This is a genomic window from Rubrivivax soli (genome assembly GCF_049810355.1).
GTDB lineage: Bacteria > Pseudomonadota > Gammaproteobacteria > Burkholderiales > Burkholderiaceae_C > Rubrivivax.
On record NZ_CP187368.1, the window covers coordinates 5,583,994 to 5,609,202 of the forward strand.

Annotated in this window: 25 protein-coding genes and 1 pseudogene; 19 read left to right on the forward strand and 7 right to left on the reverse strand. The window is 69.3% G+C overall.

The window, feature by feature from the left end; all coding sequences use genetic code 11:
- Positions 1-60: 60 nt before the first annotated feature.
- On the reverse strand, positions 61-2,295 hold the full coding sequence (locus ACPOLB_RS25695) for a response regulator (RefSeq protein WP_425258903.1): 2,235 nt from the start codon (positions 2,293-2,295) through the stop codon (positions 61-63).
- A gap of 403 nt (positions 2,296-2,698) precedes the next feature.
- Between ACPOLB_RS25695 and rpoN the strand changes: the two genes are divergently transcribed.
- The 3 genes from rpoN to ACPOLB_RS25710 all read left to right on the forward strand — a co-directional run bounded on the left by rpoN (position 2,699) and on the right by ACPOLB_RS25710 (position 5,336).
- Positions 2,699-4,288 carry an RNA polymerase factor sigma-54 gene (gene rpoN, locus ACPOLB_RS25700; protein WP_425258904.1) on the forward strand — a complete coding sequence of 530 codons (1,590 nt, stop codon included), beginning with the start codon at positions 2,699-2,701 and terminating at the stop codon, positions 4,286-4,288.
- 523 nt (positions 4,289-4,811) lie between these two features.
- The gene (locus ACPOLB_RS25705) at positions 4,812-4,943 is read left to right on the forward strand and encodes a hypothetical protein (RefSeq protein WP_425258905.1); all 132 of its coding nucleotides are present in this window, start codon (positions 4,812-4,814) and stop codon (positions 4,941-4,943) included.
- A gap of 123 nt (positions 4,944-5,066) precedes the next feature.
- The gene (locus tag ACPOLB_RS25710; RefSeq protein WP_425258906.1) at positions 5,067-5,336 is read left to right on the forward strand and encodes a hypothetical protein; all 270 of its coding nucleotides are present in this window, start codon (positions 5,067-5,069) and stop codon (positions 5,334-5,336) included.
- A 230-nt stretch (positions 5,337-5,566) separates the two neighbouring features.
- On the opposite strand, the pseudogene ACPOLB_RS25715 reads toward ACPOLB_RS25710, so the two are convergent.
- Positions 5,567-5,842: pseudogene (locus ACPOLB_RS25715) on the reverse strand (DUF4142 domain-containing protein); the annotation flags it as partial.
- Between the two features lie 218 nt (positions 5,843-6,060).
- Here ACPOLB_RS25715 and ACPOLB_RS25720 point away from each other — a divergent pair.
- The 11 genes from ACPOLB_RS25720 (at position 6,061) to ACPOLB_RS25770 (ending at position 15,549) form a co-directional block, all read left to right on the forward strand.
- Positions 6,061-6,582: a hemerythrin domain-containing protein gene (locus ACPOLB_RS25720; protein ID WP_425258908.1), complete on the forward strand. Its 522-nt coding sequence runs from the start codon at positions 6,061-6,063 to the stop codon at positions 6,580-6,582.
- A 659-nt stretch (positions 6,583-7,241) separates the two neighbouring features.
- Entirely contained in the window at positions 7,242-8,273 is a 1,032-nt protein-coding gene (locus tag ACPOLB_RS25725; RefSeq protein WP_425258909.1) for an alpha/beta fold hydrolase, read from the forward strand.
- Between the two features lie 93 nt (positions 8,274-8,366).
- Positions 8,367-8,636 (forward strand): hypothetical protein, encoded by a 270-nt coding sequence (locus ACPOLB_RS25730; protein ID WP_425258910.1) that lies wholly within the window; start codon positions 8,367-8,369, stop codon positions 8,634-8,636.
- A gap of 555 nt (positions 8,637-9,191) precedes the next feature.
- On the forward strand, positions 9,192-9,317 hold the full coding sequence (locus ACPOLB_RS25735) for a hypothetical protein (protein ID WP_425258911.1): 126 nt from the start codon (positions 9,192-9,194) through the stop codon (positions 9,315-9,317).
- Between the two features lie 97 nt (positions 9,318-9,414).
- On the forward strand, positions 9,415-9,831 hold the full coding sequence (locus ACPOLB_RS25740) for a DUF2177 family protein (protein ID WP_425258912.1): 417 nt from the start codon (positions 9,415-9,417) through the stop codon (positions 9,829-9,831).
- Positions 9,832-10,673: 842 nt separating this feature from the next.
- Positions 10,674-11,093, forward strand: a complete 420-nt coding sequence (locus ACPOLB_RS25745; protein WP_425258913.1) for a hypothetical protein — start codon at positions 10,674-10,676, stop codon at positions 11,091-11,093.
- A gap of 484 nt (positions 11,094-11,577) precedes the next feature.
- Positions 11,578-12,465, forward strand: coding sequence for a LysR family transcriptional regulator (locus tag ACPOLB_RS25750; protein WP_425258915.1), 888 nt, complete (start codon positions 11,578-11,580; stop codon positions 12,463-12,465).
- A 69-nt stretch (positions 12,466-12,534) separates the two neighbouring features.
- The gene (locus ACPOLB_RS25755; protein WP_425258916.1) at positions 12,535-13,491 is read left to right on the forward strand and encodes a Bug family tripartite tricarboxylate transporter substrate binding protein; all 957 of its coding nucleotides are present in this window, start codon (positions 12,535-12,537) and stop codon (positions 13,489-13,491) included.
- A complete protein-coding gene (locus tag ACPOLB_RS25760) occupies positions 13,488-14,444 on the forward strand; it encodes a succinylglutamate desuccinylase (protein ID WP_425258917.1) in 957 nt (318 codons plus the stop codon). Before ACPOLB_RS25755 ends, ACPOLB_RS25760 begins: the two co-directional genes overlap by 4 nt.
- Positions 14,445-14,474: 30 nt before the next feature.
- On the forward strand, positions 14,475-14,861 hold the full coding sequence (locus ACPOLB_RS25765) for a TAXI family TRAP transporter solute-binding subunit (protein WP_425258918.1): 387 nt from the start codon (positions 14,475-14,477) through the stop codon (positions 14,859-14,861).
- A 367-nt stretch (positions 14,862-15,228) separates the two neighbouring features.
- The gene (locus ACPOLB_RS25770; protein WP_425258919.1) at positions 15,229-15,549 is read left to right on the forward strand and encodes a hypothetical protein; all 321 of its coding nucleotides are present in this window, start codon (positions 15,229-15,231) and stop codon (positions 15,547-15,549) included.
- 141 nt (positions 15,550-15,690) lie between these two features.
- Here ACPOLB_RS25770 and ACPOLB_RS25775 read toward each other — a convergent pair whose 3' ends face one another.
- The 5 genes from ACPOLB_RS25775 to ACPOLB_RS25795 all read right to left on the reverse strand — a co-directional run bounded on the left by ACPOLB_RS25775 (position 15,691) and on the right by ACPOLB_RS25795 (position 20,458).
- The gene (locus ACPOLB_RS25775; protein WP_425258920.1) at positions 15,691-16,710 is read right to left on the reverse strand and encodes an alpha/beta fold hydrolase; all 1,020 of its coding nucleotides are present in this window, start codon (positions 16,708-16,710) and stop codon (positions 15,691-15,693) included.
- 56 nt (positions 16,711-16,766) lie between these two features.
- Positions 16,767-17,654, reverse strand: a complete 888-nt coding sequence (locus ACPOLB_RS25780) for an alpha/beta fold hydrolase (RefSeq protein ID WP_425258921.1) — start codon at positions 17,652-17,654, stop codon at positions 16,767-16,769.
- Positions 17,655-17,914: 260 nt separating this feature from the next.
- Positions 17,915-18,325, reverse strand: a complete 411-nt coding sequence (locus ACPOLB_RS25785) for a RidA family protein (protein ID WP_425258922.1) — start codon at positions 18,323-18,325, stop codon at positions 17,915-17,917.
- A 93-nt stretch (positions 18,326-18,418) separates the two neighbouring features.
- Complete coding sequence (locus tag ACPOLB_RS25790) at positions 18,419-19,312, reverse strand: LysR family transcriptional regulator (protein WP_425258923.1); 894 nt, start codon at positions 19,310-19,312, stop codon at positions 18,419-18,421.
- Between the two features lie 438 nt (positions 19,313-19,750).
- Positions 19,751-20,458, reverse strand: coding sequence for a Dps family protein (locus ACPOLB_RS25795; protein WP_425258924.1), 708 nt, complete (start codon positions 20,456-20,458; stop codon positions 19,751-19,753).
- A 62-nt stretch (positions 20,459-20,520) separates the two neighbouring features.
- Here ACPOLB_RS25795 and ACPOLB_RS25800 point away from each other — a divergent pair, with 62 nt between their 5' ends.
- The 5 genes from ACPOLB_RS25800 to ACPOLB_RS25820 all read left to right on the forward strand — a co-directional run bounded on the left by ACPOLB_RS25800 (position 20,521) and on the right by ACPOLB_RS25820 (position 25,203).
- Positions 20,521-21,174 (forward strand): hydrolase, encoded by a 654-nt coding sequence (locus tag ACPOLB_RS25800; RefSeq protein WP_425258925.1) that lies wholly within the window; start codon positions 20,521-20,523, stop codon positions 21,172-21,174.
- A gap of 67 nt (positions 21,175-21,241) precedes the next feature.
- Positions 21,242-23,095, forward strand: coding sequence for an amidohydrolase (locus tag ACPOLB_RS25805; protein WP_425258926.1), 1,854 nt, complete (start codon positions 21,242-21,244; stop codon positions 23,093-23,095).
- Between the two features lie 40 nt (positions 23,096-23,135).
- Positions 23,136-24,773 carry an MFS transporter gene (locus ACPOLB_RS25810; protein ID WP_425258927.1) on the forward strand — a complete coding sequence of 546 codons (1,638 nt, stop codon included), beginning with the start codon at positions 23,136-23,138 and terminating at the stop codon, positions 24,771-24,773.
- The gene (locus tag ACPOLB_RS25815; RefSeq protein ID WP_425258928.1) at positions 24,770-24,937 is read left to right on the forward strand and encodes a DUF1427 family protein; all 168 of its coding nucleotides are present in this window, start codon (positions 24,770-24,772) and stop codon (positions 24,935-24,937) included. The genes ACPOLB_RS25810 and ACPOLB_RS25815 overlap by 4 nt, the downstream gene beginning before the upstream one ends.
- A complete protein-coding gene (locus ACPOLB_RS25820) occupies positions 24,934-25,203 on the forward strand; it encodes a DUF1427 family protein (RefSeq protein WP_425258929.1) in 270 nt (89 codons plus the stop codon). Before ACPOLB_RS25815 ends, ACPOLB_RS25820 begins: the two co-directional genes overlap by 4 nt.
- Positions 25,204-25,209 lie beyond the last annotated feature (6 nt).

A 25,209-nucleotide genomic window follows, 5' to 3' on the forward strand; every position in this document is an offset into this window, starting at 1 on the left:
GTTGGGGCCGCGCGCACGCAGGCGGACCGGCAGAAAGCGCCGGCGTTCTTGCGGCATCCGTCAAACCGCCGCCACAACCTCGACAGCGCGCTTGGCCCTCTCGGTGATCGTTCCGCTGAGCATGGCGATCAGGTCGGCCGGCGCCGCCGGCTTGTGCAGGCAGGGAAACTCGCGCGCGGTGGCCACTTCGCTGTAGCCGCTGATCAGCACCACAGCCAGGTTGGGCCAGGCCTCGCGCAGCCGCCGCGCCAGCGCCAGCCCGTCTTCTTCGCCAGGCATCACCACGTCGGTCAAGACCACGTCGAAGCGCTCTGCACAGGCCAGGCGCCAGGCTTCTGCAGCGTTTCGCGCCCGCACGACGATGGCGCCGCTGTCGCGCAGCAGCAGGGCTGTCACATCGGCCAGCGCCGCGTTGTCCTCGGCCAGCAGCACCCGCTGGCCGGCCAGCGAAGGCGTGGGTGGCGCATCCTCTGGATTGGCCCCTGTGTCGGCCCGCCCGCCGGATGCCAGCAGCTGCGACGCCGCCGGCAACAGCATCAGCACCGTGCTGCCGAAGCCGGGGGTGCTGGCCACGTGCACGGCACCGCCGGCCTGGGTGCAGAAGCCATGGACCTGGCTGAGCCCCAGCCCCGCGGACTGCCCGAAGGGCCTGCTCGTGAAATAGGGCTCGAAGGCGCGCTCAGCCGCCGCGGCGCTGAAGCCGGCCCCACTGTCGCGCACGGTGATCAACACCATCGGCATGCCCGCCAGCGCGCCCGCATCGGCAAAGGTGTCGAGGTCGCCGAGACGTGCGTTGCGCGCGGTCACGCGCAGCACGCCGCCGTCAGGCATCGCCTCGCGGGCGTTGACAGCCAGGCTGACGAGGGCCAGCTCCAGCTCGCCTGCATGCACTCCCACGGCGGCAGTGGCGGGCGCGACTTCCAGATCGAGCCGGATGAGCCGGCCCAGCGCGCTGGCGACGAGGTCGTGCAACTCGGGCAGCGTCTGCGACAGCAGCACCACCCCCGGATGCAGATCGGTACGGCCGGCAAATCGCACCAGCTGTTGCGTGAGTTGCTGGCCCGATTCCACGGCCCGCCGCGTCGCGCCGAGCGGCAATTCGAAGTCCGACGCGCAAGCGTGCCTGCCAATCAGGTGTGCGCTGTTGCTGATCACACCCAGCAGGTTGTTGAAGTCGTGCGCGACACCGCCGGTGAGCCTGCCCAGCGCTTCGACGCGCCGACTGCGCGAAACGCGCTGCTCGGCCAGACGGGTGCGCGCAATGGCCGCGTTGACGCTGTGCGCCAGCTCCGCCCGGCTGTCATCCACCGCCTCGGCGGCGCGTTGCAGGGCCTGCTTGACCTCGTCGTACTCGGTGATGCCCGTGCTGGTGGGGTCCATGACCAGCCCACCCTGAAGGCGCGCCGCGGCCGACTTCAACACTCCCACCGGACCGACGATGCTCCGGCAGATCGCGACCGCGCCGGACAGCGACAGGGCCAGAAGCAACAACGACGCCAGCGTCACCTGAACCACTGCGGGCTGGGCCAGCCCGAGGTGGCGCGGCCGTGCAAGCGTGCCCACATACGACCAGCCGTGGCCGGCAGGCCTGACGAAGATCGTTTGCTCCGCGCCGTCCATCGCCTCGCTGCCGGCCGGTCCGGGCGCGGCCGCCTGCAGGGCGACGACCGTTCCGCGGTCATCGATCAAGCGTCCTTCCCAACCGGCAGGCAGCGGGATCGTGTCGACCGCGCGCTGCAGCTCGGACGCACGCAGCGGCAACAGCAGGTTCATCACCACCTGCCCGCCGTCCATGACGGGGTGCACGACCGCCGCGAAGGCCGTGTCGGACTGCAGGGCGGCGTTGGCCGTCCATGCCGCAGCGGGCGCGGAAGCGTCTGGGGCCGCGTACGTCGACCCCTGCAGCGGCAGGACCGACGGCACCGACACCAGAGGTTGGCTCAGGTCGATGGCCCCCGTTGGTGGGCCGGTGCGGGTGTCCAGCAGCACGCGATCGGCGCTGCGCAACACCACGCCGCCCGCCATGCCATCCGTCGCCCGCGCAGCATGCTGCGCGAACCGACCGATCTGCTCGGGGCTCAGCCCGGAGGCCGGCTCGAGCCATGGCGACTGGCTCAGCACCTGCGCGACGGCGGCCCGATGCGCGAGCTCGCGCTCGACCGCCATCGATACGGCGCGCGTGGTGTCACGCAGCGTCGCCTGGCGCGCGCGGTTCTCGGCCTGCACGGTGGCGGCGATCAGCCACCCGGCACCCAGCATCGTGGGCAGCAGCAGGGACAGCACCAGCAGCAGCATGCGTGAGCGCAGGGTGCTGGGAATGCTGGGGGAACTGGGCATGGCGGACGCTCGCGGATCGGGTGGGGCGTGGCTCGGGCCACGGCAATCGCCGTGCCTTGCGCTCGCGGATCGGGGGGGGGGGGGCGGGCGCCGCTGTCGGGTGGGAAGCGCAGGCTTTGCCGCAAAACAGTCGCACTCGGTCAATCTGACCGACGCGCACTGCCGAGCGCGTGGCAGCACGGCGCGGGTCAGTCGAGGCGTGCTTGCTCGCCCAGCCTGGGGTGGTCAGGCGGCCGGATGCGCATTTGTTTCGAGATGCATCAGGTGGAGAGGCGCGGCACGGGCGTTGCGTTCGGCCTGCTCCGAGGTGCGCGCTGCAGCATGCGTTGCGAACGATGTGCCTCGACCCCGGGAGAATGCAGTGAGCACCATCGACATCCGAGCCGACCACAGGCAGTCGCAGGCCCTGTCGCCCCGCCTGCAGCACTCGGTGCGCCTGCTGCACATGTCGTCGACGGACTTCGCGGCAACGTTGCGCGAGACGCTGGGGAAGAACCCGTTCCTCGAATCCGAGGACAGCGACGCGGACATGGCCGAGAACGCCACAGCCGGCGACGATGCGAACTCCGACGAGCGCGACCGCATCGGCCAGAGCGCTGGCGATGTTCGCCTGGCACGCGAGGCCTTGCTCGACGGTGGCACCGCCGCCAGCGACGACGCGGGCGGGCCCGAGATGACGATGCGTGATGCGCGCGAGGACGGTGATGGGAGTGACACCAGCGACGGCGACGGCGGCCACGACCGCAGTGCCCACTCGGAGGCCCCGATGGACGACAGCAGCGACCGCGAACTCTGGCACAGCGATGCCGGCAGCGGCCCGCGCAGCGGCGAGTCCGGCGAGTTGTCGGCGTTGGACCGGGTGGCCGTGGAGTTGGCGCTGAACACCCATCTGCACGGCCAGATCCGCCTGCTGCCCTTGAGCCTGCGAGACCTGGCGCTGGCGCAGACCATCGTCGAGTCGCTGGACGACGACGGTTACCTGCGCACGCCGCTGGAAGAACTGCTCGATGTACCTGGACTGACGCCCGAGCCCGGCCTGGACGAGATGCAGATCGCGTTGCGGCGTGTCCAGTCGCTGGACCCGGCAGGCGTGGGCGCACGCAGCGTCGCCGAGTGCCTGCTGCTGCAGTTGCCCGCGATCGTCTGCCCGGCGCTGCGCGGCATCGCGAACCGCATCATCTGCGACCACCTTCCGGCGCTGGCCGCGCGCGACGTGGCCGGCCTGGCGCGGCGTCTGGAGGAACCGCCGGCCCGGGTGGAGGAGGTGTGCAACCGCATCCGCCGCCTCGACGCTCGGCCCGGCTGGCGCTTCGGCACGACGCGCGTGGCGTACGTGGTGCCCGACGTGCTGCTGAAGAAGGTGCGGGGCCAGTGGACGGTGCAGCTCAACCCGGCCGTCGTGCCCAAGGTGCGGCTGAACCAGGTCTACGCGCAGCTGTTCCAGCAGCACCGCAGCGCGAAGCACGCCGAGCTGGGTGCCGACCTGCAGGAAGCGCGCTGGACACTGCGCAACGTCGAGCAGCGCTTCTCCACGATCCGTGACGTGGCCCAGGCGATCGTCGACCGGCAGCGCGCCTTCCTGGATCACGGCTCGATGGCGATGAAGCCGATGGGCCTGCGCGCGATCGCCGATGCACTGGGCATCCACGAAAGCACCGTCTCGCGGGCCACCAACAACAAGTACATGGCCACACCCACGGGCGTCTACGAGCTGAAGTACTTCTTCTCGCGCTCGATGGTCAGTGCCAACGGAAGCGCCTGCTCAGGCACGGCCATCCGCGGCCTGGTGAAGGACATGCTGGAAGCCGAAGACGTCGACGCGCCGTTGTCCGATGCAGAGATCGCGCGCCAGTTGGCGCAGCAGGGTTTGGTCGTGGCCCGCCGCACTGTCACGAAGTACCGGCAGTTGCTGAAGATCGAGGCGGTGGAACGGCGTCGGCGTCACGCGTGACGGCGGAACTGTCTGCCCGTGCGCCGTCGTTGCTCTGGAACACGGGCTTGAGGTGGTGCCACCAGCGCACGAGACTGCCGTCAACGCGCGGGGCAGCGCTGGCTGAGACGGGCGCGCTGGCAGGCGCGGCCCCAGACGCCTGCGCGCCGCTGCCGGCGGCTTGTTCAGGTTGCGCCTCGCCGCCGGCGAACTTCGTGCCGCCGGCTGGCGCGGGTGGCCGGTTGGGGCTCCAGTCGCCGTAGTTGCTGCCAGAACGGCTGCGCGTGCCGCCGCTGCGGGCCTGCCCGCCGGGAAGCTCGGGGATCGGTGGGGTGGTCGTCATTGCGGGTTCCTCTTCGTGTGCGGCACAGGGCATGGCGGCTGGTCACCACGTGCCGGTGCATGCCAGCGGCAAGGCACGTGCCGACGCCGCGCAGGACCGTCGCGGGCGCGGCGTTTGCCAGGGTGCAGCCAAGGCCCGCTGATGCAGCGTGCGCCGAGTTCTTGTGCTTCCCACCCCACCCAACCCGCAAGGAGATTGACCATGGCAGACACGAACCCGTACGTCACGGGGCTGTTCCCCGACCGCGAGAGCGCCGAGCGCGCCTACCAAGGCGTCGTCGACCGCGGCTACCAGAAGGACGACATCAACCTCGTGATGTCCGACGAGACCTGAAAGCGCCATTTCGGCAAGGAGGATGGCCGCACCACCGAGCTGGGCAGCAAGGCGGCTGAAGGGGCCGGCGTCGGCGCCGGCATCGGCGGCACGGTTGGCGCCATCGCTGCCGGCATCGCCGCGGTGGGAACCAGCATTGCGCTGCCCGGCCTGGGCCTGGTGATCGCCGGACCCATCGCGGCGGCCCTGGCTGGCGCAGGCGCCGGGGGCGCCGCCGGCAGCCTGGTCGGCGCGCTGGTTGGCTGGAACATCCCGGAAGAGCGCGTCACGCAGTACGAGTCGGGCATCAAGGAAGGCGGCATCCTGATGGGCGTGAAGCCACGCAGCGAGGACGATGCGCAGTTCCTGGAAAACCACTGGCGAGATGCCAGCGGTGAAGCGGTGCTGCGTTGAGTTGATGCGCGGGCAGACACCCGCAAGACGAAAGCCCCGGGCATGACGGCCCGGGGCCCTTGTCCATCGGTGCCCCGGGCGCCGAGCCGAGGGGGCCTCTGCCGCCCTGCCGCGGTCAACGCGCGACTCGGCTGGCCGCGGGCACGACCACTGCGCTGTGGCCCGCCTTGCCCTGTGTGCCCTGGTCCAACGCCTGATGGGGGCTCTGCGCCAGGCCCGGGCGGGTCCCGTCAGGCACCGCGAGGCAATCGCACTCGGCGGGTCGCGCTGACGAAGATGCCCACACCGCGGACGCCGGTCCGGAGCGCTTCAACCATGTGCTTCATGTACATCCGGTCGACGTCCGCGCCGTTGAGCTTGCCCAGCGCGTTGTTCATGCGGCGTGGCTCGCCGTCGGGCACGGCCTGCCGCGTCAGGACTCTGGCGGCGGCCAGTGGCGCGAGCTCGGCGTTGGCCTTGCTGTGGTCGCGCACCATCGCGGTTGAACAATCCTTCACCTGCGCGGCGGTGCTGCGTTGTTCGACGAGCTTGCCCGATTCGACCGCGGCCCTGCCGTCCCGTGACGTGCTCTCCGTGGTGTGGCCGGGAAGGGCCTCTTCGGGGGCGGCGCTCGTCGAAGGTGTTCTGAACGTTCCTGGGCTTCATCGCGTGCGGGCACTCGAATTGCCCCCTCATGGACCCAGCCGGGCACTCGCCGGGCCGCTCTCCTTCTATGGATACCCCCATGCGCACTGACACCTTCAGCCACAACGACAGCAGCGTCGACGAGTCCCTTGAAGTCGACGCCTTGGCACTGCTCGGTGCCGACCACGGCAATGTTCGGGAATTGTTCGTCGAGTACCACGAACTGGCCCGTGGGGACGGCATGGACGCCGTGCGCCTGGACCTGGTCGCGCAGATTTGCAACGCGCTGTCGGTGCACGCCGCGATCGAGGAAGAAATCTTCTATCCGGCTGCGCGCGACGCGCTGGGTGACCCAGGGTGGATCGAGAAGGCCGAGCGGGAGCATGCCGAGGCCCGGACGCTGATCGAGCAGCTGCAGGCCATGGACCCCTCGGAAGGCGATTACGACAGCACCGTGCAACAGTTGCAGGACGCCGTTGACATGCACGTGCAGGAAGAGGAAGACCTGCTCTTTCCGCAGGCCCGCGAAAGCCATCTGGACATGATGTCGCTCGGTCTGCAGATGGCCGAGCGTCGTGACGAATTGCTGTCTCGCCTGGAAGAGGGCGGCGCCAAGGATTGATGGTCGCACCGCGCCCCCGTGACGCACGGGGGGTGGTCTGTCATCGCATCACGCGGGCTGCGCAATGCGTCTGGACGCGACGGTCGGGCGCGGCAGGTGCAGCGTTCGGGCGGCTTCCCCGTGCAGGACCAGGTCGCGCGGGGTCTGTGACGCGCCGGCCAGTGGTGCGGGGTCGGGCAGCCGGCGCGGGTGCCCGGACTTGAGCGTGGCGTGGACAACACCTGCTGCAGCCTGTCGCTGGCTTGCAGTGACTTCACTGGCACCACCGTACGGTGCAGAACAGACGGGCCCCGCCTCGCAGCAGACATTCGGTTGCCCGCCGGCAGGACCTGCGGCCTGTTCGGTTCGGGAACCGGAGGATCCGTCATGCCAAAGAAGAGCTGGAGCGCGAAGGGCGCAAGCCAGTACGGGCACACCAGGGACAGCTTGCTCGACCAGGGCAAGCCCCAGCCCTGGCCCAGAAGTTCAGGCCAGGCCGTGCAATTGCATTCGCCGTTCACCGACCCTCGTGCTCGTCTCGAGCTCAACTTCCGGAGGAAGACCCCATGAACGCATCCCCGCTGCAGCCTCCGAACGCTGCGCCTGCTGATCCAGACCTTGCCGAGCAGGCCCGGCCTGGGCACGGCATTCCGTCGCAAGACCCGAGCGCCGGGGCGCAAGTGGCGCTGGCGCCCGAGGAGGCCGAGCGCGAGGCCAGGTCGGTGATGACGGGTGGCGGCATGGTGGCCGGCATGGCCACTGGAGCCGCCATCGGCGTCGCAGTGGCGGGTCCGGTGGGCGTGCTGGTGGGAGCCACGCTGGGCGCCGCGGCAGGCGCGCTCGGCGGCGCCGCTGCCGGAGCCACCGCGGACCTCGCTTCGTCGAGCACGGCCGACGCTGCGCAGGCAGACACCGTGCGCCTGCACATCGAGGACAGTGGCGGCAGCGGTCGACCTGTGGTGCTGATCCACGGCTGGCCCCTGTCGGCCCAGGCCTGGGAGCCTCAGGTCGCGGCGCTGCTTGCAGCAGGCTACCGCGTCGTGGCCTACGACCGTCGCGGCTTCGGCCGCTCGGACAAGCCGCAAGAGGGCTATGGCTACGACACGCTGGCCGACGACCTGCAGCGCGTGATGGACCAGTGCGGTTTGCAGGATGTGACCCTGGTGGGCTTCTCGATGGGCGGCGGCGAAGTGGCACGCTACGTTGCACGGCATGGCGAATCTCGCCTGCGCAGCGTGGTGTTCGCAGCGGCCGTGCCGCCGTACCTGATGAAGACCGGCGACAACCCCGACGGCCCGCTCACGCCCGAGAAGGCGAACGAGAAGTCGTCAGCGTTCGAACGCGACCGCAGTGCCTACTTCGAGCAGTTCGCCACCGCCTTCTTCTCGGCCGACGGTGTATTGCAGGTCACCGAGTCCCAGCGCCGCGCAGCCATCGTCTTGTGCGAACAGTCGGCGCAGCATGCGGCGTTGGCATGCATGGAGTCTTTCGCCACCACCGACTTTCGCGAAGACCTGAAGAAACTCACACTGCCGACCCTGGTGATGCACGGCGCGGCAGACGCCATCGTGCCCGTGGAAGGTTCGGGCCAACGCACGCACCATGCGGTGTCCCGGAGCAAGCTGATCGTCGTGCGTGGCGCGCCGCACGGATTGAATGTGTCTCACGCGGCGGCGTTCAACGACGCATTGCTGTCCTTCCTGCAAGACTAGCCAACCGGGCGCGTGCACGCGCACAGCATGTTCATGGCCGCGCCATGGTGCCGCGGCGGCAGTATCCACGTCGAGCAACTCCGAAAGGCACACATGAAGGGCTACCACTGGCTGATCGTGCACACGCCCCAAGACGAGCTGGCGCGGCAGGTGGCCGCGTGCGTCAAGCCGCTCGGGGCCGAACGTGCACAACTCTATGGTCACTTCATCATCGAAGAGCTGATCACACACGCCGACGCACCAGCCCAGGTGGCCGAATCGCCCGGGCGGAAGCTGGATGCGTCCACGCCATCAGGGCGCGAGGAAGAGCGCGCAGAACTGCGGCCGGCCCAGGCAACGCGACATGGTCCGCACTCAGCCTGAGGTCCGCCCTGCCTGGATCCTCCACCGGCACGTGCTGGCACCACTGTCGAACTCGCCGGCTCTCACCACATGCCACTGGCTGCAAGCCGGCGACGCGACGGTGGCGGCCGAATCGATCGGGGTGTGGTGAAGACGCGGGCCGCCTGCGTACGCTGAAGGACAGACGCGCGGCGAAGCCTGCGCAGACACTGCACGTTCGCGTGTACCCTCGCCCACGCCGGTCAGCGTCCAGCCACCCTGACGGTGTCGAGGACACCCTGTCACGCCGTCCCCCCTGTCCCTGCGCCGAGCACACGCCATTGCCAGGCCGGGCAGACCTGACGGGCGCGAGGCCACCAGGCGCTCCGAGCCCCTGCTTGCCGCCGGCCGCCTGCATCCTGCCGGGCGCGTGCGCCGATTCGGCGCGCCAGCCTCGTTCAGCGGGTACCGGGCTGCTGCCCGAACTGCCGGCACCACGGTGCTCGTGCTGCCCGACGGTGAACGACGGTCACCATGTCGACGTGCGTGTGCAGCCGGGTAACCCGGCGCGCGTGGCCTCGGTCGTCGCGCCCGACGATGCTGCGGGAGCCCACGTGGCGCCGCTGGGGCTGGCCGGAGGGCGTGGCCGACGACACGCGCAGCGGCCTGCTGGTGGCCGACGACGTCGGCAACACCGTTCGGCGCGTGATCGCTGCGCATTGACCGCCGTCCCCTGACGCCATCACGCGCCGATGTCCCGGCCACGGGCGGCGCCACCTCCAGCCCACGACCCCCGACCCTGAACCTGGAAGCCGAAACGATGAACCGCTATGTCGCCGCCTACGCCGGCACCGCCACTGTGATGGTGGCCCTCGACCTGTTGTGGCTGGGCGTCATCGCCAAGCCGCTGTACCAGCAGGGCATCGGCCACCTGATGGCCGAACAGCCCGTGGTGCCGGTGGCCGTGTTGTTCTACCTGCTGTACGCGGTGGGGGTGGTCGTGTTCGCGGTGGCGCCGCAGCTGGCGCCAGCCGCGCCGCGCGGCTGGACCGAGACGCTGGGCATGGCAGCGTTGTTCGGCTTCGTCGCCTACGCCACCTACGATCTCACCAACCTGGCCACGCTGAAGGGCTGGCCGCTGGGTTTGTCGCTCATCGACATGACCTGGGGCACGGTGGTCAGCACCGTCTCGGCGGCCGGTGGCAAGGCGGCGCTGGACTGGGCGACGAGGACCTGACGCGCGCCGCGCCTGGTTCAGGGCCGGCGCAACTGCGTGCTGCTCAGGGAGCCGTCCGCGCGGAAGCGGCACACCATGCCCAGCGCGGGCGAACCAGGCGCACTCGACCAGGACGATGGGCGCGATGCCATCGTGCACAGTTCGCCGCAGATGAAGTGGCAGTCGCGGTCGCGCCACGCCAGGAGCGCTAGAGTCGCCTCCCTTGGGTCCGCAGGCCGGGCAGAAGGTGCGGACGGTGCGGACGGTGCGGACGGTGCGGGGCGCCATGCCCAGGTAGACGGACTTCAGTTTCAGCCGGCACGCAACCGTGCGCTGCGGCGCCGATGACCGGCAGGCGCAGGAGCCATCGTGTCGCGGAGGGCACCAGGCACCTGGACGTCTCAAGGCGGGAGTTCATGCTGCCGACGGTCGAATGGCAGGTTTGCGGATGCCAGACCTTCGGGTTCTGCGTCTGCAGAGGGTCGACTTGAGCCGACCGCGCGCCGAAAGCGCCGCCGTTCGCAGTCGCCGTTGGGCCGATGTCCGATGCTGGGAGAACGCGACGACTGGTAGGTCCGGCCACAACCGGTCCTTCCCGCCGCGCCCTCACGTTCTTTCGAGGAAGTCTGCGCGCCGTGCGCTCGCACGGCATCGCGCGTCTGAAGGTCAGCGCTTTCTGCTCGGCATCGGGCCGAAATCGAGTCAACAAGCCATTGCCACGGACAGCAGCGGCCTCGGCGCATGCTCACGCACGCGGGGACGGACACTGGCGGCCCGACGCGGCGGGGCTCTGTTCGCCAGCGCACGGTACGGCGGCTCCCTTTTGCATAAGTTGGCGCACCCCGGGCTCCGGCGCCGTCGCCATGCACAAGTACAAGGTCATCCAGTCCCGCGAATGCGAGAAGTGGCTCGCGCTGCTGGGTAGCGGCGGCTGCTACCACATCGCGCGGGCTCTCAGCAGGGCCCCGCCGATCGGCGCCGTGCTCGACGGCACGCGCCCGCATCTGGGCTTCGGCATGCTGATGTGTCCACGATCGGGCCACACCTACCGCGTCATGTTCGAGACGATCAACGAGGCGCTGCCGCCACCGGCCGTGCACGCCGTTGCGCAGTCGGGGGCGGGGACACTCTCTGCTCCTCAGCCGTCGTTGCAACACCCCACCAACAAGACCAACGCGGCGTCGCGGGCTGCGGTGCCGAGTTCCGCCGTGACCACGAGCGTGTCCACGTTCGACGGCAACGGGGGGGAGCCGGGCCACGGCCGGCCGCCGCCGATGGCTTAGGGCTCACGCATGACTGTCGGCGTACTGGCGCCGCATCCGGGGCCGTGAATGCCCCTGATGGGTCGGGCGTGCGCGACCGCCGAGCCGATGACGTCTTCATGGCGGGCTCCGTGCACCCACGGCTGCTGGGCGACTGGCCGCCACCGCTGCGAAGCTGCCTGGCACGCTCGGGAGGGTGGATGCAGATGGAGTGCAGCCGCTCAGGCGCGGCGCTCGAGCGGCAGCTCTGGCCGGAAGCAGTCGTGCGCGCACGGGCTCCACCGATGACCGCTCCGGTTTCATGACCGGTCAACCGTGCGACACCGCGATCTCTGCGACGGCCGGACCACCGCAGTGACCGGCCGCGAACTGGCACTGTCGACCCTGAACAGCCACCCAAGGCCGACGGACCGGACACCCGCCAGAAGCACCGTCGTTGCCTCCGGCCCCATGTCCGAACAGACACGGTCAAGGGGTGGCAGCTTCCGGCTGCAAGAATGGCGGCATGACACTGGACACTCGGCTGCTCGAAGACTTGGCGGCGCTGGCCACCGCCGGTAGCCTCTCGCGCGCAGCGGCCGCACGCCATGTCACCCACCCGGCATTCGGCCGTCGCATCCGCCAACTTGAGGCCTGGGCCGGTACCGCGCTGGTGGAACACGGGCGCTCGCCGCTGCGGCTGACGCCGGCGGGCCAGGAACTGCTGGACCAGACGCAGCCGCTGCTGGCCGCGCTTGTGCAAACCCGTGCGCGACTGAAGGCACGTGCAGTGCCGGCTCCCGGCGTCCCAGTGCTGCGCTTCGGCACCGGCCGCACCTTGGCGCGCACGCTGGTGGCCGACTGGCTGGCCCGGTTGCGCGCGCCGCTCAAGGGCGTGCGGGTGGAGGTGGTGACGCGCTCGATGGCCGAGGTCGCTGCGCTGTTCGAGCAGGGCGAGGTGGACTTGCTGTGCTGCTACGAGCACCCGGCGCTGTCGATGCGGCTCAGCGCACAGCGCTTCGTGCACCTGACGCTGGCGCAGGACAAGCTCGTGCCGGTGGCGCAGGCCGATGCCCACGGTTCCCCGCGCCACAGCTTGGCGCGTGGCCGCCTGATCGACTACGCCGCCACGCTCACGCTCGGCCGCCTGACGCGCGACCACCTCGAGCGCAGCGGCCATGGCCGCGACCCGGCACTGGTGGCGGACTCGGCCGACGCCATCGCGGCGTTCGTCGAGCGAGGGCTCGGTTTCGCATGGCTGCCCTGGTCGCTTGTGGCGCCAGCCTGCCGGCAAGGCACGCTGGTGGCCATCGGCGGGCGCGCCGAGCAGATCCCCTTCGAGGTGCGCCTGTACAGGCCCAAGGCGCGGCTGAGTGAAGAACTGGAGGCGATCTGGGCCATAACGGCACGCTGAAGTGCCGAAGAAGCACATGACCATGGGCTGAGATCTGCAAACTGTCGTGGAACCATCCAGGAGTCGCCCATGCCAGATCGCCGCCAGGTCCTCGCCAGTGTCGCCGCCACGCTGGCCATGCCCGCCGTGGCCCAGAGCGACAAGTCCGTTTCGCTCGTCGTCGGCTATGCGCCGGGAGGCAGCACCGACCTGACAGCCCGCATCATTGGCCCGGAGCTGGGCAGGCGGTTGGGCCGGACGGTCGTGATCGAGAACGTCGCCGGTGCCGGTGGCACGCTCGGCGCGCAGAAGGTGGCGGCGGCCAGGCCGGATGGCCAGACGCTGCTTCTGGGCACCAACAACGAGATGTCGATCCACAAGCTGATCAACCGCGCCGCGCGGGTGGACGGCATCGCAGACTTCACGCCTCTCGGGCTGATCGGCTCGCAGCCGATGATGCTCGTCGCGTCGACGCGGGTCGGCGTGAAGACGCTCGACGAGTTTCTGGCGCAGGTCAAGCGCGCGCCGGGCAAGTACAGCTACGGGTCGTCGGGCATCGGCACCGCACTGCACCTGGCTGGCGAACTGGTCAAGCAGCGCTCTGGACTGTTCATGGTTCACATCCCGTATCGCGGCGTAGCGCCTCTGACCAACGACCTCATCGGCGGTGTGCTCGAGTTCGGCGTTTTCGTGCTCTCCAGCGGCCTGCCGCATGTCCGGTCGGGCAAGGTGATGGCGCTCGGCAGCACGCAGCTGGCGCCGAGTCCGATCGCGCCAGACATCCCTCCGCTGGGCGCCCATCCGCAGCTGCAGGGCCTGGACATGGCCTCGTGGTTCGGCCTCTTCGGGCCGGCGCAATTGCCGGCGTCGCAGTTGCAGCGACTGCAGGAGGCACTGCGCGATACCCTGGCCGCGCCCGACGTGCGCAAGAAGCTCGAGGAAGCCGGCGCCACGCTGGCCGATCCGCGGGCCGACTTGGCGTCCTTCATGAAGAGCGAACGCGACAAGTACGCGGCAATCGTCAAGTTCGCCAACATCCAGGAGTGAAGCCGCTCGCATGGGAGCTGGCGCCGCCCGACCTGGCGCGCTGGCGCGCCGGCAACACCGGCGTCGAAGGCGTGTGGCAGTTCGACAGCGGCATCGCGGGTCGCAGATTGCTGATCACGGCGCTGGTGCACGGCAACGAGCTGTGCGGCGCGTGGGCGGTACGGGACATGCTTGCGTGGGGCCTGCGGCCGCGCCGCGGGGTGTTGACGCTGGCTCTGTGCAATCTGGCGGCCTGCGACGCGTTCGATGCCAGCGCGCCGGACGCCTCGCGCTTCGTCGAGCACGATCTCAACCGCGTCTGGGGCGCGGGCCTCGTGCGCGGCGACAGCCTGGAGCATCGCCGCGCACGTGAGTTGGCGCCATTCATCGAACGTGCTGACTGGTTGCTCGACCTGCACTCGATGCATGAGCCAGGGCCCCCGCTGCTGCTAACCGGGCCGCTGGAGCGCAACCTCGACCTGGCGCTGAAGCTCGGCGCACCCGAGCATGTCGTCGTCGATGCCGGGCACGCCGACGGGACGCGGCTGCGTGATCACGGACGCTTCGGCCAGCAGGGCGAGGACCAGGCCTGTGCGCTGCTCGTCGAGTGCGGCTGGCACGGTCACGCATCGAGCCGGGCCGTTGCGGCGGACCTCTGTGCCCGGGTGCTGTGCGTCAGCGGCGTCGTCGACGAGGACGATCTGCCACCGGGTGCGAGGCAGACTCCGGCGTCGCCGCCGCAGCGTGCGCTGCAGGTGACGCATGCCGTCGTTGCGCGAAGCATGGACACCCGCTTTGCCCAGGCCTGGCGCAGCGCGCAGCGGATCGCGCGCGCCGGAACGGTGCTGGGCTGGCGCGAAGGAGAGCCCTTCGCCACACCCTACGACGACTGCACCCTCGTGATGCCCTCGCTGCGCCAGCTGCGGCCCGGTGTGACGGTCGTGCGCCTGGCCCGGACGACACGACCCAACTGACGCCTTGCTTCCCGCACGGGGAGACCGACCATGCGAGTCTTTGCCGCAGCGCTCCTGTCCGCGTTCGTCGTCGCCCTGGTGGCGTGCTCTGGCATGCAGGACGCCGGGCCGCGTGCCATGCGAGCGACGTTCCCCATCCTGTCGCTGTCCACCGTTTTTGCCGGCACCTACCAGGGCCAAACGCAAGCCGTCCAGAGCGTCGTCGCCTGGAGCTTCCTGATCGCACACGAGGATTTCCCCGAGGCGGATGCCGACTGGACCACGCGCACCTTGCCGACCAGCAGCGATCCGCGCGCCCACATCCACCCCAGTGCTGGCCCCACGCGCGCAGAGAACGCGCCGAACAACAGCGTGCTGGCGTTTCACCCGGGCGCGCTGCGCCACCACCGACAGCGCGGGATTGCTGGCGTGATGTGAAGCGACGGCGGGCTTGGGAGGTCCGTACATGCGCGCTCCCAGGGAAGACAGCGCAGCGTACGGTGACGCGCATTGCCGCCGGTCCTGGACCGTGCGGGCGCGTCTGGAGTGCTCGACCGCATGGCGCCCAGCGTGGGAGAAAGCGCCGAACGACGGCTCGCCGGAAGACCTCGTTCTGTCCGTTCCTGGCCGGACGTGTCGACGCGAGACCGCGCCAGGATGCTGTCGGTCGACGTGGCGACGTCGCCGGCCGAGGTCGGCCTGCGGTGAACATGGCGTCTGACCGAACCCGGCCAAGAGCGGTTGCCCATGAGTTGCAGCGTCAAGGCGCCACATTCGCCCCGCGGTGTGGCCCTGGTCATCGTCCGTGCAGAGCGCCAACTGCGACCTTGTGCGCAACGAAGCCCGGTCCGCCGACCGCCTCTGCAGCACGGGGCGTGGTTGCTCGGGTGTGGCCGTCCTCGTCAGCAGCCCGCAGAACGAAGCGATCGACCTCGACGCGGGCCGCAAGGCTCTGGACCTCCGCCTCTGCCGCCCACTTCTGCGCATCGGCCCCGCCGGAATGTGCAAGGGACAGGCGGCATCGGTCGCCGCGCGCCAGACCGCAGTGGCAACGTCCACCGTGCTGGTGGCAGGGCCGGCGGCCGCCCTCATGCGGGCCAAGGAGCCCTGCATCAGCTCGGCATAGCCCTCCTGCTCATGGGTTGCCGAGAAGGCCCGTGCGGCCTCTGAGAAGCGGGTGTCGGGTGCACGGCCCGGCCGCATCCACAGCCCGACGAATACTTTCTTCAATGCAGGTTTCTGGTGGGGCATGTACGTCGAATGGAAGTCAGACGCCGCTGCCCTGGATGAACGCCAGCAGGTCCGCGTTGAGGATGTCCGCATTGACAGTCAGCATGCCGTGAGACAAGCCTGGGTAGGTCTTGAGCGTGCCGTTCTTCAGCAGCTTCACGGACAGCCGGGCCGAGTTGGCGATCGGCACGATCTGGTCGTCTTCGCCGTGCATGACCAGGGTGGGCACGCTGATGGCCTTCAGGTCCTCGGTCTGGTCGGTTTCGGAGAACGCCTTGATGCCTTCGTAATGAGCCTTGGCGCTGCCCGCCATGCCCTGGCGCCACCAGTTCTGGATGACCCCTGGATAGACCTTCGCGCCCGGACGGTTGAAGCCGTAGAACGGACCGGAAGGGACATCGAGGAACAACTGCGCCCGGTTCTCGGCCAGCGCCTTGCGATAGCCATCGAAGACTTCGATCGGCAGACCGCCGGGATAGGCCGCCGTCTTCAGCATCAGCGGCGGGATCGCGGCCACCAGCACCGCCTTGGCGACGCGGCCGGCCGGCTGCCCATGCCGAGCCACGTAGCGGGCGACCTCGCCGCCACCGGTCGAATGCCCGATGTGGACCACGTTGCGCAGGTTGAGGTGCTCGACGACGGTGAACGCGTCGCTCGCGTAGTGATCCATGTCGTGACCCTCGCTGACCTGGGCCGAGCGGCCATGGCCGCGACGGTCATGGGCCACGACGCGGTACCCGCGCTGCAGGAAGAACTGCATCTGGGGGTCCCAGTCGTCGGACGAGAGCGGCCAGCCGTGATGGAACATGATCGGCTGGGCCGACTTCGGACCCCAGTCCTTGTAGAAGATCTCGGTGCCGTCCCTGGTGATGACGGTGTTGCTCGTGGGTTGCCTTCCTTGCGGGGCGCCGCGCCGTGCGGGGTCCCTGGAGGTGGGAAGGATGTCGGCCAGGGCCGACAGCGGCAGGCCGAATCCGGCCGCTGCGAGAGTGCCGACGCGCAGCCATTGCCGGCGCGACGGATCGGGGAGGAACCGGACTTCGTTTGCGGTGCTCATGGGAACTCCTGTGCGGGAAGGATTGAGAGGTCGTCAATTCGGTGAGGCATGCACGCTCACCGGGCGAGCGATCGGTTGCGGTTGAGGAACTGGAGGATCACAGGGCCGATCTCGGCGAGGTGCGTCTCGAGCGCGAAGTGCCCGGTGTCGAAGAAGTGCACTTCCGCATCCGGCAGGTCACGCTTGAACGCCTCGGCGCCCGCGTTGAGGAAGAACGGATCGTTCTTGCCCCAGACCGCCAGCAGAGGCGGACGGTGTTCGCGGAAGTACGCTTGGAATTCGGGGTAGCTGGCCACGTTGGTGGCGTAGTCGAGGAACAGGTCGAGCTGGATCTCGACGTTGCCCGGGCGCGCCGTGAGGGCCGCGTCCAGCAGGTAGGTGTCCGGCGCGACGCGGCGCAGGTCCTTCACGCCGTGGGTGTACTGCCACTTGATCGCTTCGGGCGTCACGAAGTGGCGCACGGCCTCGCGGTTGTCGGCACTGGGATCCTTCCAGTACCTCTGGATCGGGGTCCAGCCATCGGCCAGGCCTTCCTCATAGGCGTTGCCGTTCTGCGTGATCAGCGCGGTGACCCGCTCTGGGCGCGCCATCGCGAGGCGCCAGCCCACGGGCGCGCCGTAGTCGAAGACCTGCATCGCGTAGCGCTCGAGGCCGAGCACCTCGGTGAAGCGTTGCATCGTCTTCGCCAACTGGTCGAACGTGTACCGGTACATGCGCTTGTCGGGCACTTCGGTGAGCCCGAAGCCCGGCATGTCCGGCACGATCACGTGGTAGCGGTCCGCCAGCATCGGGATCAGGTCGCGGTACATGAACGACGAGGTGGGGAAGCCGTGCAGCAGCAGCACGGCCGGGGCCGTGGGGTCGCCGGCCTGGCGATAGAAGACCTTGATGCCGTCGACCTCCGCGAAGTGGAAGGACACCTGGGTTGTGGCAGTGGATTTCATGCTGTTGGGTCCTGTGGGCGCCGCTGCCCGGCCGGTGCCGGCGCGACGGACATGACAAATGAGGTTGACCGGGTGGTGCTCGCACAACCGATCACGGCCCGGGCGATGTCGGCGATCACGCCGGCCACCCGATCAGCCGTGCGCGGCTGTCATGCGTGCGTGCGTCGCCCAGGCAGACAGACCACCCGACGGACTGCGGGCATGGGCCGCCAGGGGCGCAGCCAGCAGCGCCAGCCCATGGCGGTGAAAGCTGCGTCGGTTCATCGGCTCTCTCGGGGGAGGCGGGCCAGCGCTTCGATCTCGATCAGCGTGTCGCGCGATGCAAGCGAAGCCACGCCGACGCCAGTCAGGGCGGGACGCGTCGCACCAAAGTGACGGGCGAAGACCGGCACGATGTGCGGCATGCCGTCCGCGAGTTCACCGCGGACATAGACCCTGAGTTGGAGGATGTCCGCGACCGAGGCACCGGCTGCATCGAGCACCGTGAGCAGGTGCTCGATGGCGCCTTCGGCCTGACCTTCAAGCGTGCCGTGCCGGACGCGCGATTCGGCGTCCCAGTCGACCTGGCCCGACACGAAGACGAACCCGGACCCGGGATCCACGGTGGCTTGCGACATGCCGACGGGTGCGCCGTCGTAGAGGCCCGCGGGGTTGACCAGCTTGGTGTTCATTCACCGTCCCATGCTCGAGTTGCGATGTCGAGAGCTTAGGAACGGCTTGCGCCGGACGCCATGCCGGCGTGCTTGTAGCGGTCACAAGCAGCGCTATCCCGCCGGACCGACCCTCGCCCGCGCGTGGTCGAGCACCCAGGCCAGCAGCGGGTCGGCGGCGGCGGAGGCATGGTAGGCAGCAACCACTTGGAAACCTGGCGGCACCTTCTGCAGCGGCACCTCGAACAGACCCTCACGGGGCAGCAGGCGAGACGGGACGAAGGCCACCAGATCGGACTGCCGCAGATACTCCAGGGCCATGAAGTACGAGGGCACGGACGCGACGACGCGCCGCCGCAGTCCCTGCTGCTCGAACCAGGTCCCCGCCGAGCCGTCGAAACTCGGAACCCCTGGAGACACCACCAGGAAGTCGTGGGCCACGAGAGCTTCCAAGGGCAGCGGGCGCTGCCCTTCCGTCAAGGGCCTGGCGGCGACGCATGCATAGCGCTCGGCAAAGAGAGGCGTCGACAACAGGCCCTCGGGCACGTAGCCGTTCGATGTGAAGGCCACGTCGATCTCGCCTTCCTGCATGCGCCGCACCAGGCTGGCGCCCTCGATGTTGAAGATCTTCACCTTGACGCGCGGTGCCGCGCGGCGCAACTCTCGAATCAGGTCGATGACGATGATGCGTTGCGTGTAGTCGGTGGCCGAAATGCCGAGCGTGCGTTCCAGCGCCGCCAGCGGGATCGAGCCCGGCGCCGGCATGGCGTGCAGCAGTGCGAGCAGCTGCCGCACGTGCGGTTGGATCAGCACCGCATAGGGGGTGGGCACCATGCCTTGTCCGCTGCGCACGAACAGAGGATCGCCGACGATCTCCCGCGTCCGTTTCAGCTGCAGGCTGACGGCCTGTTGGGAGACGTCGAGGGCCTCAGCCGCCGACGACACGGTGCCATGCTCGTAGAGAGCGCTGAGCATGCGCAGATGAACGACTTCCAGCTTTTCGATCATGGTTGGCGGGGTGGCGGACCACCGGGAAGGCGCAAGGCATCCGGACCGGAGATCACGCAAGGCGTAGTGTCGTTGGAAGTCGGCTGCCGGAGGGCGACAAAGGTTGACTCTGGGGCTTGCTGACGCTCTCGAGCGTTTCGGCAGGGACGGGCCAGGGCCTCGTCGGTCCGAGCGACCCACATGCCCGCAGGCCTGGGCTCGCCCAACTCGGCCGCCGCGAAGCGCGCGCGCGACATGCCGGGCGTGCTTCGATGGCCGGCGCCGATCGCGGCGACGAGTTCCGCGCGCATGGTCGCACTCGCGGCACTGGGTTGTGTGGGCCGGATCGCCAACGCCCGACGCGTATCCCCCGGATGGGCGGAATCCCATCGCGTCGTGTGCTGCCGACGGTGCGCGCCCCCGGAATCGAAAGTGTCTGGCCAGTGCCGGGCGCGGTTCTCAAGTGTCGTTCGCGACGGACTGATACGACAAGTGCCGCAGCACGAACCAGCTCTGCAGCTCGTTGCCGCGCACGATCTGGCCCACGATCAGGTCGTTGCTGCCATCGTCGCCCGAGTTGGCCGCCTCGCGCGCCAGCGGGCGCGCCTCCTGGAGGATGAATTCGTGGGCGTCCACCAGCCGGCGCAGCTGGTCGATCGCCGACTCCACCCCACTGGGCGCACGGGCCAGGCGGGTCTCTTCGACGATGTCTTGGGCGAGCGCGCGGGCCACTCCGCCCAGGGTTTGCACGCGCTCGGCCAGCAGGTCCATCCACTGCTCCTGCTCGCCGAAGTGCTTCTCGAACAGCTGATGCAGCTCGTAGAAGGTCGGCCCTGAGGTTTGCCAGTGGGCCTTGCGGTACAGGTCACGCAGCGCCGTCGTGTGCGCCAGCAGCCGGTTCAGTGCAGCAACGCTGCGGTGCCGAACGGCATCCGGAAGACCCAGCCGTGCCGGCGCCAGGCTGCCGAAGGCCTGAATGACGGGCGACTGCTCGGGATGGAGAAGGGTATCGGTGGTCATGTCGGAGCACCCGGTTGCGTAGAGACCCCGATCGTTGTCGTGGTCTGGCCGGTCGCCATCTTCCTTTGGTGTGAGTCGGCCTGCGACAGAAGGGGTGGCGCGCAGCGATCCGTACAGCCAAAGAATGTCCAGCAGGTGATGGCTCATGCCAGTGCCTGGCGAGTACCGACGCCTTCCTCAGTTTGCCCTTTCATCTTCAGGAGATTTCCATGGCCAAAGCCGCCGCCGCGCCCGGCAAGACGTTGCTGTCCCCCACCGACCACACGCTCATCATGATCGACCACCAGTCGCAGATGGCGTTTGCCACCAAGTCCATCGGCGCCATCGAACTGCGCAACAACGCGGGCCTGGTGGCCCATGCCGCGAAGGCCTTCAAGGTCGCCACCATCATCACCAGCGTCGCCGAGAAGAGCTTCTCGGGTCCGGTCTTCGATGAGATCAAGGGCGCCTTCCCCGACGCCGAGGTCATCGACCGCACCACCATGAACACCTGGGAGGATGCGCGCATCGCGGCCCGGGTGAACGCCATCGGCAAGCCGCGCATCGTGCTGGCCGGGCTGTGGACGTCGGTGTGCATCGTCGGCCCGGCCCTGTCGGCCATCGACCAGGGCTTCGAGGTCTACGTCATCGCCGATGCGTGTGGCGACGTCAGCACCGAGGCGCATGACCGTTCGATGGACCGCATGGTCCAGGCTGGCGTGCGCCCGATGACGTCGGTGCAATACCTGCTGGAGCTGCAGCGCGACTGGGCCCGCGGCGACACCTACGAATCGACCGTGGGCGTGGCCAAGAAGTGGGGCGGCGGCTATGGCCTGGGGCTGATCTACGCGAAGACGATGTTCGGGGCCCAGGAAGGCCACTGAGCACAAACCATCCGCACTCCGGTCGCGGCCCGCGACCGGCCCATTGTCCTTGCCCTGAGATCGTGCCATGAGCCAGTTCGCCGACACCGTCTTCATCCATGGTCGCGTCACCACGCTGGACCGCGCGCAGCCCGAAGTCGAGGCGCTCGCAGTCGCCGACGGCATGCTGATGGCAGTGGGCGCCACGGCGGACGTCCTGCAGCATGCCGGCCCGGCCACGCGCCGGGTCGACCTGCGCGGGCGCCGCGTCATCCCCGGGCTCAACGACAGCCACACCCACCTGATCCGCGCCGGTCTCAACTACAACATGGAGCTGCGCTGGGATGGCGTGCCCACGCTGGCCGATGCGATGGCCATGCTGCGCGAGCAGGTGCGGCGCACGCCGGCGCCCCAGTGGGTGAGGGTGGTGGGTGGCTTCAGCGAGATGCAGTTCGCCGAAAGGCGGCTTCCGACGCTGGACGAGATCAACGCAGTGGCGCCGGACACACCGGTGTTCATCCTGCACCTCTACGACCGGGCGCTGCTCAACGGTGCCGCGCTGCGCGCGGTGGGTTACACACGCGACACGCCGAACCCGCCGGGGTCCGAGATCGAGCGTGATGCACGGGGCGAGCCGACAGGCCTGCTGCTGGCCCGCCCCAATGCGCTGATTCTGTACTCGGCCCTCGCCAAGGGCCCCCGGTTGGACCCGGACGACCAGGTCAACTCCAGCCGCCTGTACATGCGCGAGCTGAACCGGCTGGGCATCACCTCGGTCATCGACGCGGGCGGCGGCTTCCAGAACTACCCGGACGACTACGGCATCGTGCAGCGCCTGGCCGACGCCGGCGAACTGACGGTGCGCATCGCCTACAACCTGTTCACGCAGCGGCCGAAGCAGGAGAAGGAGGACTTCCTCCAATGGGCCCGCCTCGTGAAGCCGGGCGACGGCGATGCCTTCTTCCGCCACAACGGTGCCGGCGAGATGCTGGTGTTCTCGGCCGCCGACTTCGAAGACTTCCGCGAGCCGCGGCCCGAACTGGCGGCGACCATGGACGCCGAGCTGTACGAGGTGGCCAAGGTGCTGGTCACGAACCGCTGGCCGTTCCGCATCCACGCCACCTACGACGAATCGATCAGTCGGGTGCTCGACGTCTACGAACGCGTGAACCGCGAAGTGCCTTTCGACGGCTTGCACTGGATCATCGACCACGCCGAGACCATCGGCGAACGCAACATCGACCGCATCAAGGCCCTGGGTGGCGGTATCGCCATCCAGCACCGCATGGCCTACCAGGGCGAGTACTTCCTCGATCGTTACGGCCCCGACGCGACCGCGCGAACGCCCCCCGTGCAGCAGATGCTCGCCGCCGGCGTGCCGGTGGGCATGGGTACCGACGCCACGCGCGTGGCCAGCTACAACCCCTGGGTCGGCCTGCACTGGCTGGTGACGGGCGAGACCGTCGGCGGCACGCGGCTGTATCCGCAGCGCCAGCTGATCGATCGTGAGACGGCCTTGCGGCTGTACACCGAGGGCAGCGCCTGGTTCTCCAGCGAGAGCGGTCGCAAAGGCGCCTTGAAGGTGGGGCAGTACGCCGACTTCGCCGTCTTGTCGGATGACTACCTGGCGGTGCCCGAGTCCCGGATCAGGGGGCTGAGCTCGGTGCTCACGGTCGTTGGGGGACGGGTGGTGCATGGCGACGACGAGTTCAGCGGGCTCGCGCCTGCGTTGCCGAAGGCCAGCCCGGACTGGTCGCCGGTGGGACGCTACAAGCGCATGGTCCCGGCTGCCGCGGCGTCGACGCTGCGGACGGCGGCGGGCTGCTGCGCCGCACCGTGCGGCGTCCACGGCCATCGGCACCTGTTCGCGGCGCTGACGCCGTCACCATCCGATGACCGGCGTGGGTTCTGGGGCGCACTGGGGTGCGGCTGTGCGTACTGAGCTTCGCGGCACCTCCGCGCAGCCCGCAGCGGGCCCGGCCGTGACTGCATCGGCGGCGTCGCCCTGGGCACCGTTCCGCAGCCCGGTCTTCGCCGTGGTCTGGGCGTCGGTGCTGATCGGCAGCATCGGCACCTGGATGCGCGACGTCGGCGCGGGTTGGCTGATGACCGATCTCTCCGCTTCGGCCACGGCGGTGGCGATGGTGCAGGTGGCGACGACGCTGCCGATCTTCCTGCTGTCGCTGCCGGCCGGCGCGCTGGCGGACAGCGTGGACCGACGGCGCCTGCTGATGTGGGCGAACGCGGGCCTCGCCCTGCTGGCACTGGGGCTGGGGCTGCTGACGCAGTGGGGCCAGATGACACCGACGCTGCTGGTGTTGGGGCTGCTGCTGGCCGGTGCCTGCACGGCGGTCATCACGCCAGTGCTGCAGTCGCTGACCGTGCTGCTGGTGCCGCGCCCGCAGTTGCGGGCAGCGATTGCACTGAACAGCATGGGGTTCAACGTGTCGCGGGCCATTGGCCCGGCACTGGGCGGCATCCTGCTCGCCACGGTGGGCGTGGAGTTCAACTTCTATGCCGATGCGCTGAGCTACGTGGCGGTCATCGCGGCCTTCTGGTGGTGGAAGGGTGCCTCGGCCCCGGCCAGCGCCGGCCCACCGGAGCGCCTGGGTTCGGCCCTCCGAGCTGGGCTGCGCTACGCCTGGCATGCGCCCGAACTGCAGCGCACGCTGCTGCGGGCTGGCGGCTTCTTCCTCTTCGCCAGCGCCTACTGGGCCTTGCTGCCGCTCATCGCGCGGCAGCAACTCGGGGGCGGGCCGGCGTACTACGGGCTGCTCCTGGCGTGCATCGGTGCCGGCGCTGTCGCGGCCGCCCTGGGTTTGCCGTGGCTGCGTCGGCGCCTGTCGGCCGAAGGCACGATGCGCCTGGGCACGAGCCTTTCCGTCGGCGTGCTGGTGGTGCTCGCCACGGTCACCGACCAAGCTTTCGCCGCGGCCGTGATGGCGGTCGCCGGGGCCGCGTGGATCGCCGTGCTGACCACGGCCAACGTGAGTGCACAGACGCGATTGCCTGACTGGGTGCGCGGACGCGGCCTGGCGCTGTACCTGACCGTGTTCTACGGTGCACTGACCTCGGGCAGTTTCGTGTGGGGCCAAGTCGCAGACCGTGCGGGCGTGCCGGCTGCGCTGTGGGGTGCGGCCGTGCTGGGTGTCGTTGTCCTGCTGGTCGGCTGGCTGCGGCCGCTGCCCGACGCCGAGCCAGATCTCACGCCATCGATGCACTGGCCCGAACCTGCGCTCTCGCCGTCGATGGCGGCATCGTTGACGCAGGATCGCGGACCGGTCCTCATCACCGTCGAATACCGCGTCGATCCACGGCGCAGGTCCGACTTTCTGGCCGCTCTGGCCGGCTTCGCACCCGAGCGCCTGCGTGATGGCGCCTACCAATGGGGCATCTATGAAGACGTGACGGACTGCGGGCGTTTTCTGGAGAGCTTCCTCGTCCCGTCCTGGCTGGAACACCAGCGGCAGCACCACCGGGTGTCGCGCGACGACGCGGCGCTGCAGGCGCGCCTGCGCGAGTTCCACGTGGGGGAAGGAGCGCCGAAGGTGCAGCACTTCGTGGCACCCACGCCGACCGGGTCCGTACCGCAGCCACCCACCGAAGGAGAGCACACATGAAGGAACTTGGCTTGGCCTTGGCACTCGGCTTGTCGATTGGCCTGGGATGCCGCTGGTTCGACCTGCCCCTGCCAGCACCGCCACGCCTGGTGGGCGCCCTGCTGGTGGTCGCGATGACGCTGGGATTCATGGGCATGGACATGGCACTGCGGGGTGCGACGTGAGCGCGTCGATCGTGGAGCGCATCAAGACTGGTCTTGGCCTGTTGCTGGGCCTGGCCATCGGCGCTGGTTGCCGCTACCTGGATGTTCCCTCTCCGGCACCTCCGGTTCTGCAGGGTGCGCTGCTCGTGGTCGCGATGACGCTCGGGTACATCGCCGCCGATCGCTGGCTGTGCCACCGCGCGCCCAAGAACCTGTCGCTTTGCGGCGGGCCTGACGGCAGCACCCAGTCCGCTGCGCAGCGCGCGCGGGCGCCTGCTGATCACTGACCTGGT